The following is a 16,935-nucleotide window of genomic DNA, read 5'->3' as shown; positions in this document are numbered from 1 at the left end:
TTTGTGGTCTCTGCAGCTCTCGCCTATGATGAAATCGTCCAGCGAATTCTGATCAGTTCGATGCCTGTATCTACCGAAACTTGTCCGCAATGTGGCGGCTCGGGATGGAAGACGATCCCGGCAACCACCGCCAAGCCGCAAAGCGTAACCCGTTGCGAGTGCCGCATCGGCAACTGGTCAGAGCGGTTGCTGAAGAAAGCATCTATCCCCGCCAGATATGGACACTGCACTTTAACGAACTACGAAGTCGATGAACGCCTGCATCCGTCGTTGAATACCGCCAGGTTGCGTGCGGAGCGCTTTGTCGAGGACTATCCCGTGAATACTACTGGTCCTTTATTCATTGGGCCTGTAGGAGTCGGAAAGACTCACCTCGCCGTGGGCGTCATTCGCGCGCTTATCGAGCAGAAGCGCATCTCCTGCCTTTTCGTTGACTATCGAGAACTGCTGAAGCAGATTCAGAATTCTTACAATCCCAGCGTGCAGGCGACGGAGCTGGAGATCCTCAAGCCGGTATTTGAAGCGGAAGTGCTGCTGCTGGATGAACTCGGCGCCGTGAAACCTACCGAGTGGGTCTGGGACACAGTGAGCCTGGTACTCAACACCCGCTATAACGACAAGCGCACGACAATCATCACGACGAATTTTCCTGATGAACCTCCGGCAGGAACGCAGGGTGAACCAGGCGATAAATTCGCAGCCCGGCGCGCCATGCGCGAAGAGACTCTCGGCGACAGGATCGGCGAACGCATGCGCTCCAGGCTGCAGGAAATGTGCAGAGTCGTGAAGCTCGAAGGCCAGGACTACCGTCCGACGGCACGGCGACAAAGACATTGAATGATCGGGTGATCGGGCCATCGGGTGATCGGGTGAAGTAAAACCAACTGCTTTCGGCGATCGGCTGTCGGCTTCGCGCAAATAACGGGTTTCCGTAATCCCCGGAGCGGGCTTACAGGCTGAACGCCGAGAGTCGAAAGCTGAACGCCTCGGTTTCCCTTCACCCGATCACCCGATCACCGGATCACCCGATTCTAGAGGTCTCCTCCGCTCTGAATGCCGCATCTGAGCCTATAGCGCCAGAGGGATTCCGCTGCTCTGGCCAATCCAGCTCAGGAGCATCACGATGGCTCACCTCGGCACTCTGCATGATTTCCGTTTCGAGAATTCCACTGACGATATCCGTGGCGCAGCGCTCTACGGGCGCGAAGACGAGAAGCTGGGCAAAATAAAAGATGTGATCTTCGATCACTCCAGCGGGGCGGTGCAATACGCGGTTGTCGATACCGGCGGATGGCTCAAGAGCAAACTCTTTCTTGTTCCCGCGGAACGCATTTGTCCACGCAGCGACAAGGAAGACGAGTACGTCGTCGCGCTCTCGAAGGAGCAAATCGAGAACTTCCCTGTGTACGACGAGAACACTGTAGGCGACGAGAAGCGTTGGGACACATACGAACGCGCTTACCGCGGCTCAGCGAAGTTTGAGGAGACAGGTGGTCTGCTGCACCAGGCGGGAGGAACCAACATCCTGGTATCTGATGGCCTGCGGGCACAGGGATCAGCGCCCATCACGAGCAGCGGACGGTCGGCCTCAGGTTACAAGAGCCCCATCCATCACCGGGAAGTTGGGATGATGGACACAACCCCCACTGGCATCGGGCAGAATCCGTCGAACGACCGTCTGGAGTTCGTTCCAGACGCGATCGGAGCAGATCGTGGAGACATCAAAGACAAGCCGGTCATTGCCGCCGACTCTGGATCGAGCGCGAAGAACATCGCCGACCGCTCAATTGGCGAAGCGGCTGATGTCTCGCGCAGCACTCGCGCCAGAGACATTGTGAACCGGGAGGACGATCGGTTCTATCACACCGACCGTGGCAGTAAGCTCGCACCCGTGGAGCAAACGATCGAGGGCGATGCCATCTTCAACAGTGAGGATATTGCTGGACGTATGCACGAACGCGGCAATGTCCACGATGCCGACGAGCCCAGCTATCCACTGATCGGCGGAATGGAAACAGAAACCAGCCGAGGCCGACTGCCGAACTATCCTGATGCAAGCCAGGGACAGCGCTGGGCTCGATTTGAAGAAAATCTACGCAGAGAGCGTCCCAAGATTGTAGGCCGCTGCAGCGTTTGCGAAGAGCTCCAGAATCGGCACAAAGAAGACGTAGCCTAGAAGCAAGGCGAACACGAAGGTCACAGGCGAAACCAGAGGTCACAAGGATTTTTTTGCGTCCTCTTCTTTCCCTTCGTGCGCTTCGTGTTAATCCCCGTCACATGTTGGTGTGACCAGCGCGCATCTCTTCATTGAATCTGGGCTTCAGCAAAGCAAGAGCAGACTCCATTTGCTTCACGAAGTGATCCGCTTGCCCCGAGAGCTTTGCACTCACAGTCGCGTACTCTTCGGAAGAATCCAGGGTAAGCCATCCTTCGCCTGCGAGCTCCCGCCCAATCTTCTGCAAGTCCTCGATGGAACAGTCGAGATACTGAGCGTCGTAAGGATCTGCGATCCAACTCGCCTTGCCCTCGCCAAGACGTGCGCCCGTCCAGAAAACCTTGGTGCGCACGAATTCCTTGCGCTTGCTATCGTCGGTCTCGCTGAAGATGAACCGCTGCTGGCGGAAGCTGTAATAGCGCGTGCTCACCGGCACCGGTTGGCGATTGCCGCTCTTGAGGAGTTCGAGCTGCCCGAGGTCCAGCGTCTTGCGGATGGCGTTGAATGTGACCCCCTCCGCGTAAGGCTGCTCCAGGGCCGGGAGTACTTCGGCAAAGGTTACGGTCAAACTGGCTGCTACCTTCGCGTGCAGCGGACTTCCTGGCTCCGCCAGTTGCGCGATGCCGTGCAGAATGAACGAATCTGCTCCCGAAGTGGAATGATGGTACGGCCAGCTGAATTGCTGCATCGAGAGCGGCAAGCCGTGAAGAGTGAGAAAGACATCAGGACGCGCCGTCTGCATGCGCTTCGCGAGAACCTGAAGATAGGTCTTCAACTCGTCGCCTAAGGGCGTATGTCTTTCAATTTCGGCGGAGAGCGATTCACTCGTTTCAACCGAGTAGGTGGTGCCAATAGCAGACTTAAGTTGAAGCTTTGTGGTCGGAGCTCCAGTGAAATCAGTTCCCGATCCGGCACCGGCAAGCGTGAGCCCGGCTTGCAGTGCCAGTTCCTGGATTTGCTGAGAAATCGAATGTGATGCGATTAGCATAGTCGGGATTTATTTTACCCACTTCGATAAGAGGATTGAACACGGAGGAGACGGAGGGCGCCGAGGAAAAGTTAAAACCGAAGATTTAGCATGAGACCGACATAATGTTTTTGCCTTTTGATTTTCCTCAATTCCCTCCGTCTCCTCCGTGTTCAATTGCCCTTGAAGTTCAATCTTCTTCGAGGACAGCATTCAAGATGTCATCAATCATCTGCTTGGCTCTGGTATTTCCCAGCGTGTGGTGATTCACCAGGATTGAGAATGCGATGTTGTGGCCGGCTTTAGTCAGGGCATAACCGGTCAGAGAGTTCACTCCACCCAATTGTCCTGTTTTGGCTTGTAGATGATCGGCAGCGAATGTGCCCTTGAAGCGCGTGGAGAGCGAACCATCTTCTCCGGCGACGGGTAATGTTTCACGAAACTGTGCGGCCCAGGGCTGCCCATAGGCGTATTGCAGCAGTTGAGTAAAAGCGTGCGGCGTTGCCAGATCGGAACGTGAGAGTCCTGACCCATCGTAAAGCGAGAACTCAGCAGCGTCCATGTGTACCTGTTCTGTCAGGAATCGTTGTTCGACATCGAGCCCGCCTGAGACCGATCCGGAGACGCCTTTCAGCTTTCCCAGAAGACGCAGCATCAGCTCCGCATGCAGGTTCTGGCTGACTTTGTTAATGACCACGAGATCCTGCAGCAGCGGCGCCGATTGATGTTGCGCCAGAATGACTCGCGATGGCGGATTACCCGCCGCCACCATGAGTGGCTGATGAGGGAGAGGTGGGGGATATTGCCAGGCCAGCGAATGCACGCTGCGAACTTTGCCGCGAACGGTAATTCCACGCTGTTGCAGCAGCGTCTTTAACAGTTGAGCGTTTGCCGTTGCAGGATCTTCGATGGCAAGAGCTTCGTCATCTCCGGCGTCGCCGACTGGGATGGTTCCCCAGAATGTCAATTCCAGCGACCCAGGTTCCCGCATGATCCCTATATTGCGTGCGACACCGCGCCCGGTTGTTGTGACAAGATTCCTGACCGTGTAGTAACTGCTGTAAGGGTCAAGGGTCAGCAGCGCCCGCTCGCCCACACGATCGGCTGGTTTGAGACTGGCAAAAACCACATTATCGTTAATAGTTAGTGCCGAAACGGGAGCGCCGTAGTCCCACATCAAGTCATCCTGTGTCCAGCCTTCGCCATAGCGCTCATAGACGAAGTAGCTGTCGTCGGCAACGATGTCGCCATCGATCACTCTAACGCCAGCCGCGGCAACCTGATCCACAAGCTCGTCGAGCATTCGCGCGTGCTCCGTTACACGCTCCGTTCTCCTGTTATACGGCAGGATTCGTCCAGAGAGATTGGGATCCCCGCGTCCGACGAGAATCAAATCGCCAGCGAGTCTGCCCTTGTTGTCAGGAGCGCCGCCGGATTCCATGGTCGTCAGGAACTTGTGGTCGGCGCCGACCAGAGCCATCGTCGTCACAGTCGTGAACAACTTCGTGTTCGATGCCGGCTGCAGCAGCTTGTCTGCGTTTTCCGCGTAGAGCGAACCACCGGTTGCGAGGTCGACAATGCTGATGCCCCATGTCGCATGCTGCGCCCGCGGATCCTGTAGCCGGATCAGATTGATGCGCGACGCCAGCCGTGTGCCCAGCTCCTGCATTGCCTGCGGAGAAACCGCAGGCGTGGGAGGTGCGGATTGTTGCGTATCCGACGACTGGGAATTCGCAAAAGCAACCAGCGTTAGGAACAGCGCGATGAGCCGCAGCCAGAAATTGGTCATTGCGCCGGATTGTAGCGCACGCGCTGTTTACAATCGCTGCATGCGTCCGCGATTCGATTGGAAGCTGCGTTCCCGTTCGCTCAAGCTCGGCGAGCGCACGCTCATTATGGGCATCGTGAACGTTACGCCCGACTCGTTCTCCGATGGCGGCCGGTTCTTCGACCTCGATCGTGCCATCGCCCACGCGATCGAACTCCTATCCCAGGGAGCGGACATCATTGACATCGGCGGCGAATCTACGCGTCCGGGAGAAAAGGAGTTCGTCCCGGCCGATGAGGAAAAGCGGCGCGTCCTCCCGGTCGTGGAAGGCATTCTGAAGCAGGCTTCCGATGCCCTGCTCTCGATCGACACTTACAAAGCCGAAACTGCGAAAGCAGCACTGGCAGCCGGGGCCGAGATCGTGAACGACGTGAGCGGTTTCACGTGGGACGAGCACATGCTTCCCATTTTGGTATCGAATGCCTGCGGATGCGTGCTTATGCACAGCCGCGGACGTCCTCCGGAATGGCGTAGTCTGCCCCCGCTGGAAGCAGCGGAAGTAACGCCCCTGGTGCTGAAAGATTTGCGCAGCCTCGCGAAGCGCGCCACGGAGGCCGGCGTCCAGCGCGAGCGCGTTGTCCTTGATCCTGGATTTGGCTTTGGAAAGCGCCTCGACGAAAATTTTTCGCTGCTTGCCGACTTCTGCGAGCTGCATCAATTGGGATTCCCCCTGCTCAGCGGCACCTCCCGAAAGTCGTTCCTCACCAAAGGCACGCTCGGTGGCGAGGCCGTTTCCGACCGCCTGGCTGGAACCCTGGCAACGGTGACGGCAAGTATCCTCCAAGGCGCGCATCTGGTTCGTGTTCATGATGTTAGGGAAACGCTAGAGGCGGTCAGAACAACCGATTCCATCCTCCGAGCACGCCGGCGGTCCGCCCAGGCCATAACTGATAAGTTTTAAGTCCTTTAGTCCCATCCGCTTAAGCCTTTGGGGAACAACCATCCAGCCTGCCGCAGGCATCTACACCCGCATGTCAGCAGTTCGGATTGTCCGCGGAACTGCCGCCCTGCCGCCGGACGTGGAAGAGAGGTTCGTTGAAAAGTATGGCCGTGAAATGACTCCAGAAGAGCGGAGATTCTTGGGGCTGAGTCCAGAAACGGGAAAGCCACGTCCAGAGCATTACCAACAACCTTGCAAGGCTGCTTGAGGACAGCCATACCTGCTCCAACCCCGGAGCGAAATTTAGCGAACACCCCTAGCATTCGCAGAAATCTATGTTTCTGCGTTTCGGTGAGTCTCGATTCATGCCGAGAACGGTTGTGCTTTGCGGTTTTGGACTGGTCACCGGACACGAGCAGTGTCCGCAGTTGGCCGCTTACCGCATTGAGGCAAGGACCGCCGACAACAAGCGCGTCGTCTTGCATCTCTGCTCAGACCACATTCATCGCGCGTGGCATATCGCTCAGAATGCCGTCGACAAAAAGTTCCCCGATCACCACGCGCGCGTACGCTCAATTCATCTGCATCAGATGCAACAAAAAGTTCAGACTGCCGAAGCCGCGTCGTAAGTTCACGGATTACGGCGTCTTTCTTAATTCTTGTCAAGCAAATCCACGCTGCGATACATTCCCGTATTTGGCCATAGGTTGTGATTCTCAAGTTCAATTATGGGAAAAGGAGCGTGCAGTTGAGCAAGACGGATTTTACAGGTCCCGCCTCCAATGACTCGAAAGAAGAACCTCACATTCAGCGTGAGATAGATCACGACAAGACCGGCACCATCCGCCGGTATCTTCGCCTTGCCGACACCATGCTGAGTGATCGCGACGACGATCCTTCGACGGCTGCTTGAGCATCGCGGTTTGTGGAGACCGGTAAGGAGCGAGGGAAGGGGACGGGTTACAGAGGACACGGAACAGGGGATAGTAATCAGAACCGGCCAGGGTCGGGGCCCCAGCGGACGCCGATGCTCCGGGTTTTGCTTACGTGGTTCTGGCCGCTCCTGGCCGTGAGCTCTTGATCAGTCCATTTGCCACTTTCGATCGTCTCGCACTACACAATCATGAAACCCGAACCGCGTTGCACCCGGTCGAGGGGCGGGTCTGCGGCAAGCGGCTGGTTTGCAATTGTTGGGGTGAAGACGGCGGCCGGAACCAGGCAAGCAAACTTTCTGTTGAGTAATTTGAATGTGACGGATACGATTCCGCTTCTTCGTACCCGATCAGGGAATTGTTCAAGATGGATCCGGCCCATGTTGCGCGCGAACTCGAAGAATTCCTGGCGACGGCTCCGCGAGCCTGCGTGATTGAGGAAGGAGAAACGACTTTCGATCTGAGCGCCGCAAAGTATTCCGTTTCCGGAGAAAACGGCAAGTGCCTGCTGCACTTGTGGTCGCACGAGAGGAACACCGTCAGGCGAGTCGTCGATCTCGAACGAAAGAACGGACAGCTCAATCTGGCCATCCAGCGCTTCGGCAAGGGAAAGCCATCATGGATCGAAATTGTCTCTGACCGCGAGCGACGGCCTCCAGCCGTGCAACGCCAGGCGCGTCTGCAATATCAGCGGCTGCTGGGACGAGCACTGCAGCGCACCTTCCCAGATTGGAATGTCGAAGGGCTGGTCTCTACGGCAGATCTGGAGCACAGCTTCAGCCCTGTGTACACGCGAGGAGTGCTGCGTCATGGACGGTCGACCATCTGTGTCTTTGGAGTGAATGATTCGGAGTTGCAGGCATCGGTCGATGGAGCGCTCACCTTTGCGCTGCTCTGGTTTCAATATTGTCGTGAGCGCGAAGTTACACGATCGGTAGTTGAGGGATTGCGCTTGTTTATTCCGCGCAGCCGGTCGGCGGTGATCCAGGCGCGAATGCATTATCTGCATCGTGCGGCCTTCCGCTTTGAGCTATTCGAATTCGACGAGCGTGGGGAGACCTTCGAGCAACTCGATCTCTCCGATCAGGGAAACATCGCCACACGGCTAGTCCACTGTCCGGAGACGAGCCGAGTCCATGAACGTTTTCAGTCTGCAATCCAACGCATTCGCGGCGCCGTTCCTGAATGCGAAAGAATCGTTCTCAGCTCAACAGAACTCGGCTTCCGCCTGCATGGGCTGGAGTTTGCGCGAGCGCGCGTTGCCAGTCCGAACCACCGCTTCGATCGGACGCCGGAGATCGTCTTCGGCAGCGGCCCGCATGAAACTCTGCTTACAGAACAGTCCGAACCGCTGTTTGAAGATCTGATGCGACGATTGCGCGAGCTCCGCCGAGCGGAAGGCGATAAGAAACACCCATTGTGGCGCATGCAGCCAGAGCGATGGCTGGAATCCGAAGTGAAGAAGGATATAACGTTGCTCGATGCAAGACTCGACCCGCGCTACGTCTATGCGCAAGTCCCAGCCTTTGCCGCATCAGATCGCGGCATGATCGATCTGCTGGCCAGCACCCGCAACGGCCAACTCGCTGTTATCGAACTCAAGGCCGACGAAGACATTCATCTTCCATTACAAGGCCTGGACTATTGGTTGCGCGTGAAATGGCATCACGAGCGTGAAGAGTTTCACGGCTTCGGTTATTTCATCGAGGCGGACGGAAGTGCCAACGCTCTCTCATCCGAATCGCCGATTCTCCTACTGGTTGCGCCCACTCTGCACATTCATCCCGCAACCGACACGATCCTCCGCTTCCTGTCACCCGAGGTCAATTGGAACCTCGTGGCGATTGACGAGCGCTGGCGCGAGAGCGTGAGCGTGGTGTTCCGCAAGAGAAGCGCTGGAGCATTGGGCAGCGCCGGAAGCGCCTAAATGAAAGCCCCACACGAAATGCTGGTTGACATGCCAAATGCCCCACCGCGCCGGAGGCGCCGAATGTGAAAGCCCAGCATGAAATGCCTGGTTTTCGCCATGAAATGCTGGGTTGACGCGTAGATTAGAATCCCGAGTCCCGGAGGGACGGCATATGGAATTGAGCGCGACATCGGCAGCCATGCCGTCCCTCCGGGACCCGGAATCATCCAACCCGCCCAGCACTCCATGCTGGGCTTTCACATTAGGCGGTTGGGCGAGCGGCAGGCTTTTCATCCACATCGAGCGCCTCCGGCGAGGATCGACTCATCGCTCCGTGTTCATCTCTTGCCGCTCTCCTCTAAAAACTCGCGAGATTCCACGGACAATTCTTCTTAGCGGCAGTTCGCCTGAATGGGTAATGAAAATTTCCCCCTTTTTACTCGACCGGTAATACCAGCGCTTCAGAAGCGCAAGTTGGTCCGCCAGTTCGCCGCGCTCTGGTTTGCGCGTCTCGATCGTGCCCAAAGCTTCGGCAACACGAGCTTCAAGGGTCTGAGGCTTCGATTTGCCAGCTTTGGTGTCGGACTCGAGCGGAACAGCCATGTGTGGATGCGAGAACAAAGAACTCGATCCCGAATTGGGATTGGCATGCTGCATGGCTGCCACGCTGAACTGAAGCGGACCATGGAGCAAGCCATCGCGAAACTCGAATAGGGCAACGTGCTCCGCAAGCGCCGAACGCTGCACGATCACGGCGCGAAGCTGTTCTATGCGTCCCACGATTCCCGGCACGCCCATCCATGGCGCCTTGGTTTTTTCAATGCGACCGTGTATTCCCGAGGCCTTTTCAAATTCCAGTTCCGCACTTGCCGCCTCGCGCTCAGCTTCGAGTTCTGTGACCAGCGATGCCGCGCGGCTGTCGAGGTAATCCTGCACGCGGGCGACTTCAGCCATATACTCAGCGTCGGTGCAGCCGGCAAAGCATGGCGCCAGGCACATTTTCATTTCGGAGTAAATGCATCCCGGAAACGACGGATCAGGATGAAGGTTGAACGTGCAGCGCCGCGATTTGAAGAGATCGAGCGCGTCATTCAGGAATTTGTTTGCCGCAGCCTTCGAAGCGAATGGACCGTAGTAGACGCTTGTTTTGGGTGATTGCGTAACCTCAGCCTGCGATTTGTTCAGGACTGCATTCTTCCCTAATCTCCTGGTGAAATATGCCCGCGGATATTGGTTCTCCCACCCGATCTTAATCAGCGGAGCGGGAATCAGCTTCATCCGCTTGCGATAGGAGCGCGGGAAGTATTCGCGCAGCGCTTTGTACAGCAGCAGTCGATTTTCAAAATCGGAACCGGTGAGCGTGTACTCAATCGCTCGGGTGCGCTGGCGCAGGTTCAGGCGCTTGCTATCCGGCGAGGCCGCAGAAAGAAGCCGCTCGAGACGCCTGCGTAGGTTGGCGGTCTTGTTGATGTACGGATCGGCGTTAGGATCGTCGCTGCGCAGGAGAAAAACCGCCGGCGTTTCTGGAAGACGGCCGAGGGTATCTGCACTCGCCTCAGGCGTGAACGGGATGGACTGCTGCCATTTCATCTCGCTGCTGCACTATGATTATGGGCGTTTAAGAAGAAGTAATCAGCAGTCAGTGGCCAGTTTCCAGTAAGTCCGCTGGTACCTGCAATTCTTAGCCTCGGGAAGTTGAAACCCGTTACTAAAAGCGCCGTAAATCGTCCAACATAGCTGCCGAACCGGCGTGGTTCGGGACGGCTGAGATTGAACACTGAAAACTAATCACTTGATCGGGAGGCAGTTCGTTATGAAGAGACACACAGCAATCGCCGCCTTTGTCGTTTTCCTCGTCGTGTCCTCGTGGGCACAGCAGCAGGACAAGAGCAAACGTCCCAGCCCTCCGGGCAGCGCCGAAGCAACGTTCGCTGACGGCAAGAAGGTCACGATCGAATACAGCCGTCCATCCGCGAAAGGCCGCAAGATCTATGGTGGATTGGTTCCTTATGGCGAGGCCTGGCGCACCGGAGCCAACGAAGCTACCTCGCTCAAAACCGATACCGATCTGCTAATCGGCGGCACCACCGTTCCAGCCGGCAGCTACACGCTGTTCACGCTCCCCGGGCAGAATTCGTGGAAGCTGATCATCAACAAGCAGACGGGACAGTGGGGCACGAACTACGACCAGAGCCAGGATCTCGCGCGGGTGGACATGACTACGAGCTCATTGCCGCAATCGGTGGAGCAATTCACCATCGGTCTCGACAAAACCGGCGCTGATTCGGCCAAGCTGAATCTTGACTGGGAGAAGACGCGGGCATCGGTCGACGTGAAAGAGAAGAAGTAGTAACGCACTCGAAAACGCGGTTCCCGGAATTCAAGAGGTAAGGGTTTGATCGATTACTCCGTGATGCGCAGTTAGAGCAATGGGATCGGTTTAACGTAAAACCAGCGCGCAGCGCGGAATTCTCGTAGCCCACTGCCGTAAGCCGTGATTTGTGGGAAGGCGGGAGCCCTGGGTTTGTGTGGGACAAAGAACGAGCGCTGGAGGCGCGGCTTTTTCCCATTCTGATCCATAGTGTTGCAGGCAGCAACGAAACAGTGCCGCGCCTACAGGGCTACCACTTGAAACCATCCCCCTCGCGCAGGGCTTACGCCGCTGGGCTATCAGAATTCCGTGCTTCGCGCTGGCATTGCCCACAGCATCTGACCGTTTTTGCCTCGGTCTTCAAATGTTTGTTGACAATTCTAAGTTCTGTGGTAGCACGCAAATTATGAGTGACGAAGAAAAGGTATACCCAGAATCAGACAACGAACCGGACGAGGCTGCTGAAGCTCCGGCACTTTGGCAAAAAATAGATCGTCTCTTTCGCGAAGCGGCAGCGGGAGAACCTGAGGAACCGGAGTTAGTACCCGTCGACATGAGCGATGAGGAAATGGATGCGCTTTCCAACGAGGAGCGGGATAAGCACATACATTTCTACGAGCAAAGTATCAAAATAGGCGAGCTACAAAAGGCGCTGAATCGTAAGGGCCTCAATATGGGACTGTTGAAGCTGGCTAATAAGGCTCCTCGATGCAGTTACCTGAAATCTAATGGCCAGCAATGTCGCGCACCGGCAATGGGAAGCAGGTATCACTGCGTTTTTCATACCCGCTCTATCGACAATCAGCAGAGCCCCAACATACGAATTGAGGTGTTGGAGAACAGCCAAAGCCTGCAGCTCGCGGTGAAGCAGATCATGGAGCATATCGTAGCCGGGAGAATCCAGCCGCAAGCGGCAGCGTTGCTTCTCCGCGCCGTGCAGATCGCAAATTCCACGCTGAAGCCAAAACGTGTTCGCGTCGCAAAACGCAAACCACCTCGCAGTGAAACCGACCTCTGGGGTAACCCTGAGGAAAGTTCGGCGTAACCCCGTGGAAAACTCGGGGTAACCCTGTGGATATTTCGGGGTAACCCCGGGGTAGAAGCACTCGGCATTCGGCACTCAGCATTCGGCCATAAACCGTTACTGGAGTTGAGGAAGCGAGGCAAAAACAGGGCTCTAAGATGTCGCAAGAAAATGGTTCTTGGCTGAATGCCGAATGCTGAGTGCCGATTGCTTCTATGCACCAAAAAACAGCACTCCCGCGCTTGCGCAAACCGGTGCCGGTTGGTATAACTGAACTCGACGATAACGGTTGGCAGTCAGCCGGGTTGAGCAGAGACTCAGAAATCGCTGAATCTTAAGGGCTCCCTGGAACATCTGATAGTAAGCCGATAAAAAGGCAAACTCCGGCGCCAAGGCCAGAGTGAATTCAGAGCAAATCCGCTGAGGCGGGGACCCAGGCTCTGAAGGGTTTTGCAAGTCGCAACGACCTCCGAAGAAGTTCTTTAAACAGCAGCTTTTCCCTGTGGGCATTCTCGTCTGCAAAATGTCGTCTGCAAAATGCAGCGGAGATGCACCAGAGAAATCAACATCTGCGCGAAATATGTACGCCGCGGGTTGACGAATCGAGAATGGCTGCGGTACTTTTGAAAGGTTCGTCTCTACGCGTCTGAACAGACCGTGAAGATGACACAAGTTTCGAGGACAACCGGTGCTTTCGAGTGCCGGGAGTTCGACTGAAACGCGCCGCTCAGGCGGAATGCGGATTTGGTCTTTGACAACAGGTTGAACGTGCCAGTCGTGAGATGGTCCCGGCATGCCGGGATCCTGGAACGCTTGAGTAGCAAGTTCAAGCGATCTCACAAAGTATGTCCGTCCCTGCCTTTCGAGCGCAGGGCGGCGACTCGATTCCCTCTACTTCCGTCGAGGGGCGAGTCATTCAGGTTACAAACGAGAGTTTGATCCTGGCTCAGAATCAACGCTGGCGGCGTGCCTAACACATGCAAGTCGCACGAGAAAGTGGAGCAATCCATGAGTACAGTGGCGTACGGGTGAGTAACACGTGACTAACCTACCTTCGAGTGGGGAATAACCTCGGGAAACCGGGGCTAATACCGCATAACATCTTCTGGCTGAGACGCCGGTTGATCAAAGCAGCAATGCGCTTGAAGAGGGGGTCGCGGCTGATTAGCTAGTTGGTGAGGTAACGGCTCACCAAGGCGATGATCAGTAGCCGGCCTGAGAGGGCGCTCGGTCACACTGGAACTGAAACACGGTCCAGACTCCTACGGGAGGCAGCAGTGGGGAATTTTGCGCAATGGGGGAAACCCTGACGCAGCAACGCCGCGTGGAGGATGAAGTCCCTTGGGACGTAAACTCCTTTCGATCGGGACGATAATGACGGTACCGGAAGAAGAAGCCCCGGCTAACTTCGTGCCAGCAGCCGCGGTAATACGAGGGGGGCAAGCGTTGTTCGGAATTATTGGGCGTAAAGGGCGCGTAGGCGGTGCGGTAAGTCTGTTGTGAAATCTCCGGGCTCAACTCGGAGCTTGCATCAGAAACTGCCGTGCTTGAGTGTGGGAGAGGTGAGTGGAATTCCCGGTGTAGCGGTGAAATGCGTAGATATCGGGAGGAACACCTGTGGCGAAAGCGGCTCACTGGACCACAACTGACGCTGAGGCGCGAAAGCTAGGGGAGCAAACAGGATTAGATACCCTGGTAGTCCTAGCCCTAAACTATGGATGCTTGGTGTGATCGGTACCCAATCCGATCGTGCCGAAGCTAACGCGATAAGCATCCCGCCTGGGGAGTACGGTCGCAAGGCTGAAACTCAAAGGAATTGACGGGGGCCCGCACAAGCGGTGGAGCATGTGGTTCAATTCGACGCAACGCGAAGAACCTTACCTGGGCTCGAAATGTAGTGGAATCAGGTGGAAACATCTGCGTCCCGCAAGGGACTGCTATATAGGAGCTGCATGGCTGTCGTCAGCTCGTGTCGTGAGATGATGGGTTAAGTCCCGCAACGAGCGCAACCCTTATCGTTAGTTGCCATCAGGGCAAGCTGGGCACTCTAGCTAAACCGCCTCGGATAACGGGGAGGAAGGTGGGGATGACGTCAAGTCCTCATGGCCTTTATGTCCAGGGCTACACACGTGCTACAATGGCCGGTACAAACCGTCGCAAACCCGCGAGGGGGAGCTAATCGGAAAAAGCCGGCCTCAGTTCGGATTGGAGTCTGCAATTCGACTCCATGAAGCTGGAATCGCTAGTAATCGCGGATCAGAACGCCGCGGTGAATACGTTCCCGGGCCTTGTACACACCGCCCGTCACATCACGAAAGTGGACTGCACTAGAAGCCGGCGTGCCAACCGCAAGGGGGTAGCCGTCCAAGGTATGGTTCATGATTGGGGTGAAGTCGTAACAAGGTAGCCGTAGGAGAACCTGCGGCTGGATCACCTCCTTTCTAAGAGAGAACGTCATGGCACACTCGCGGCCCCCGCGTTTTTCGGAACAACGGGGATTAAACATACGAGTGAAGTTGCCATGTACCCGGTTTCGTTTTCCTTAACCTGAAAAATGAAACTGGAAATCCGCTGTAAGCTTTCGGGCTTACAGCTACTGTTCGGACCTCTCTTTCTCGAACTTTTCAGCATGATGGTCAGGCTGGGCTTAGCCCGGCCGCACGTTCAACCTTGTCCTCGAAAAAAGTCGTCGGTCGTTGGTCTTCGGCCGTCGGCAAAACCAGCTAGGCTTGCGCTGAATGGGTTGTGCTGACGACCGAGGGCCGACGACCGATGGCGAGATTTTGGGCTCCGGAAACGGTCGTGGTATTTTGGAACAACCGGGCCTGTAGCTCAGGTGGCTAGAGCGCACCCCTGATAAGGGTGAGGTCGATAGTTCAAGTCTATCCAGGCCCACCAAAGATCAGGTTTCAAGGTGGCAAAGTTTCGAAGGTTTCAAAAGCCATGAAACTTTGAAAACGTGAAACTTTGAAACTTGTTGTGGGGCTGTAGCTCAGCTGGGAGAGCGCCTGGTTTGCAACCAGGAGGCCACCGGTTCGATCCCGGTCAGCTCCACCAGAATCTGTCGTTGGTCGTCGGCCTTCGGTCGTCGGCTTCAATCAAGGGTATCGGAGAGTTGGATGGAATCGATACTGGAATTGCGCGGGTTACTGATACCGATTGTTTCCGTGATTGTCGGCGGAGTAATTGCGATTGTGATTCTCGTGCTTCGGCATCAGGAGCGGATCGCCAAGATTGAGCGCGGGATTGATCCCGACACGCCGCATCGGTAAATTTAAACCAGCTTGATGTTGGGCGTCATGCGACAACCGTCATACGTATAACGAGTACGGTCTAATAGAGTGTTGCGTGGCGCCGAACATTGGGTTGGAGAAGAGCAGCTGCTAGCTTCTGGCTATTAGCTTCTAGCTTGAACCCAGATCCGCTCAGGCGGATTGCTGAACGTCAATGACGTTTCAGCGAGGACGATGTTTGACAACTGAATAGATTGGGCAATCTACAAGGCTGTAAATTTTTATGAGTGCCTAGAAAGTGAAAACACCTGCTGGGGCGCGGGACTTGAGAGAGTCGAGCGCGCGATGAGCAGGGAGTTTAAGGCTCATAAAATTTTCGCGGCGTGTGGTGGCGATTGCGGAAGACGCAGTGGTTTGCAGAAATGCAGATCCCTCGGCTTCGCAACATGCTTCTCAAGCATGTTGCTTCACTCGGGATGACAATTCTGAAGAAATTCGGAGTTGAGAATCCGGGTGAGAGCAGGAACTGCCGTGGGTCGAGTTAATTTTATGGTCAAGCTACTAAGGGCGCATGGTGGATGCCTTGGCAGAAGCAGGCGAAGAAGGACGTGGCAAGCTGCGATAAGCCTCGGGGAGCCGCAAGCAGGCTTTGATCCGGGGATTTCCGAATGGGGAAACCCACGGGGGCAAAACCCCCGTACGGCCCGATGAATAAATAGTCGGGCACGAGCGAACCCTGGGAAGTGACCATCTCAGTACCAGGAGGAAAAGAAAGAAACCTCGATTGCGAAAGTAGTGGCGAGCGAAATCGCAATAGCCTAAACCGGTTCCACCTTCGGGTGTAGCCGGGGTTGTAGGGTCGACAATAGTAGAGTTACCAATCCAGTCGTTAGCTGAACCCCATCGGAAAATGGGGCCATAGAGTGTGATAGCCACGTAAGCGAAAACGATCTGGACTCGAAGTCGATACCTGAGTAGGGCGGGGCACGAGAAACCCTGCCTGAAGCTACGGAGACCATTCCGTAAGGCTAAATACTAGCTTCTGACCGATAGTGAACCAGTACCGTGAGGGAAAGGTGAAAAGAACCCCTGCGAGGGGAGTGAAAAGTACCTGAAACCATGTGCCTACAAACGGTGGGAGGACTATGTCGCGCAAGCGAAAAGTCTGACCGCGTGCCTATTGCATAATGAGCCGGCTAGTTATTCTTGTCAGCAAGGTTAAGCGAAAGCGAGCCGCAGCGAAAGCGAGTCCTAATAGGGCGAATCAGTTGGCAGGAATAGACGCGAAGCGGGATGATCTACCCTTGGCCAGGCTGAAAGTGAGGTAAAACTCACTGGAGGGCCGAACGGGTGTTTGTTGAAAAAAGCTCCGATGAGCTGAGGGTAGGGGTGAAAGGCTAATCAAATTCCGTGATAGCTCGTTCTCTCCGAAATAGCTTTAGGGCTAGCCTCGGATGATTTGTGGTGGCGGTAAAGTACTCGATGGACTATGGGGCTTTCCAGCTTACAGAATCCAACGAAACTCAGAATGCCATGCAACAACCAATCCGGGAGTCAGACGGCGGGGGCTAAGCTT

13 protein-coding genes, 2 tRNA genes and 2 rRNA genes are annotated in these 16,935 nt (G+C 55.8%); 12 read left to right on the top strand and 5 right to left on the bottom strand.

The annotated features are described in order from the left end of the window. Nucleotides 1-60 precede the first annotated feature (60 nt). Together DMG62_18475 and DMG62_18470 are read left to right on the top strand one after the other, a co-directional pair. Entirely contained in the window at nucleotides 61-837 is a 777-nt protein-coding gene (locus DMG62_18475) for a DNA replication protein DnaC (protein PYY21473.1), read from the top strand. 286 nt (nucleotides 838-1,123) lie between these two features. Then, complete coding sequence (locus DMG62_18470) at nucleotides 1,124-2,176, top strand: hypothetical protein (GenBank protein PYY21434.1); 1,053 nt, start codon at nucleotides 1,124-1,126, stop codon at nucleotides 2,174-2,176. A gap of 97 nt (nucleotides 2,177-2,273) precedes the next feature. On the opposite strand, the gene DMG62_18465 is transcribed toward DMG62_18470, so the two are convergent. Together DMG62_18465 and DMG62_18460 are read right to left on the bottom strand one after the other, a co-directional pair. After that, complete coding sequence (locus DMG62_18465) at nucleotides 2,274-3,203, bottom strand: hypothetical protein (GenBank protein ID PYY21433.1); 930 nt, start codon at nucleotides 3,201-3,203, stop codon at nucleotides 2,274-2,276. 169 nt (nucleotides 3,204-3,372) lie between these two features. Continuing rightward, a complete protein-coding gene (locus DMG62_18460; protein ID PYY21432.1) occupies nucleotides 3,373-4,971 on the bottom strand; it encodes a hypothetical protein in 1,599 nt (532 codons plus the stop codon). Between the two features lie 106 nt (nucleotides 4,972-5,077). Between DMG62_18460 and folP the strand changes: the two genes are divergently transcribed. The 4 genes from folP to DMG62_18440 all read left to right on the top strand — a co-directional run bounded on the left by folP (nucleotide 5,078) and on the right by DMG62_18440 (nucleotide 8,749). Then, nucleotides 5,078-5,911 (top strand): dihydropteroate synthase, encoded by an 834-nt coding sequence (gene folP / locus DMG62_18455; GenBank protein ID PYY21472.1) that lies wholly within the window; start codon nucleotides 5,078-5,080, stop codon nucleotides 5,909-5,911. A gap of 314 nt (nucleotides 5,912-6,225) precedes the next feature. Then, nucleotides 6,226-6,519, top strand: a complete 294-nt coding sequence (locus tag DMG62_18450; GenBank protein PYY21431.1) for a hypothetical protein — start codon at nucleotides 6,226-6,228, stop codon at nucleotides 6,517-6,519. Nucleotides 6,520-6,599: 80 nt separating this feature from the next. Next, a complete protein-coding gene (locus tag DMG62_18445) occupies nucleotides 6,600-6,803 on the top strand; it encodes a hypothetical protein (GenBank protein ID PYY21430.1) in 204 nt (67 codons plus the stop codon). A 386-nt stretch (nucleotides 6,804-7,189) separates the two neighbouring features. Next, on the top strand, nucleotides 7,190-8,749 hold the full coding sequence (locus tag DMG62_18440) for a hypothetical protein (GenBank protein PYY21429.1): 1,560 nt from the start codon (nucleotides 7,190-7,192) through the stop codon (nucleotides 8,747-8,749). Here DMG62_18440 and DMG62_18435 read toward each other — a convergent pair. Both DMG62_18435 and DMG62_18430 read right to left on the bottom strand, forming a co-directional pair. Further along, the gene (locus DMG62_18435) at nucleotides 8,746-8,958 is read right to left on the bottom strand and encodes a hypothetical protein (GenBank protein PYY21428.1); all 213 of its coding nucleotides are present in this window, start codon (nucleotides 8,956-8,958) and stop codon (nucleotides 8,746-8,748) included. The two genes, DMG62_18440 and DMG62_18435, sit on opposite strands and share 4 nt — an antisense overlap. Nucleotides 8,959-9,055: 97 nt before the next feature. Next, entirely contained in the window at nucleotides 9,056-10,321 is a 1,266-nt protein-coding gene (locus tag DMG62_18430; protein PYY21427.1) for a hypothetical protein, read from the bottom strand. Nucleotides 10,322-10,544: 223 nt separating this feature from the next. On the opposite strand from DMG62_18430, the gene DMG62_18425 reads away from it, so the two are divergent. Further along, the gene (locus tag DMG62_18425) at nucleotides 10,545-11,081 is read left to right on the top strand and encodes a hypothetical protein (GenBank protein ID PYY21426.1); all 537 of its coding nucleotides are present in this window, start codon (nucleotides 10,545-10,547) and stop codon (nucleotides 11,079-11,081) included. A gap of 427 nt (nucleotides 11,082-11,508) precedes the next feature. Beyond that, the gene (locus tag DMG62_18420) at nucleotides 11,509-12,147 is read left to right on the top strand and encodes a hypothetical protein (GenBank protein PYY21425.1); all 639 of its coding nucleotides are present in this window, start codon (nucleotides 11,509-11,511) and stop codon (nucleotides 12,145-12,147) included. A 192-nt stretch (nucleotides 12,148-12,339) separates the two neighbouring features. Here the strand turns inward: DMG62_18420 and DMG62_18415 are convergent, their stop codons facing one another. Further along, nucleotides 12,340-12,966 (bottom strand): hypothetical protein, encoded by a 627-nt coding sequence (locus DMG62_18415; GenBank protein PYY21424.1) that lies wholly within the window; start codon nucleotides 12,964-12,966, stop codon nucleotides 12,340-12,342. An 89-nt stretch (nucleotides 12,967-13,055) separates the two neighbouring features. Here DMG62_18415 and DMG62_18410 point away from each other — a divergent pair. The 4 genes from DMG62_18410 to DMG62_18395 form a co-directional block, all read left to right on the top strand. Then, nucleotides 13,056-14,570 (top strand): 16S ribosomal RNA (locus DMG62_18410). A 377-nt stretch (nucleotides 14,571-14,947) separates the two neighbouring features. Next, nucleotides 14,948-15,024: transfer RNA gene (locus DMG62_18405), tRNA-Ile, on the top strand. A gap of 83 nt (nucleotides 15,025-15,107) precedes the next feature. After that, nucleotides 15,108-15,183: transfer RNA gene (locus DMG62_18400), tRNA-Ala, on the top strand. Nucleotides 15,184-15,898: 715 nt separating this feature from the next. After that, a 23S ribosomal RNA gene (locus DMG62_18395) occupies nucleotides 15,899-16,935 on the top strand; the annotation flags it as partial.

The sequence above is a fragment of the Acidobacteriota bacterium genome (assembly GCA_003225175.1).
In the GTDB taxonomy this organism is placed as follows: domain Bacteria; phylum Acidobacteriota; class Terriglobia; order Terriglobales; family Acidobacteriaceae; genus Gp1-AA112.
The sequence above is the reverse complement of the archived record's forward strand: the minus strand, read 5'-3'. Positions and strand labels throughout refer to the sequence as shown.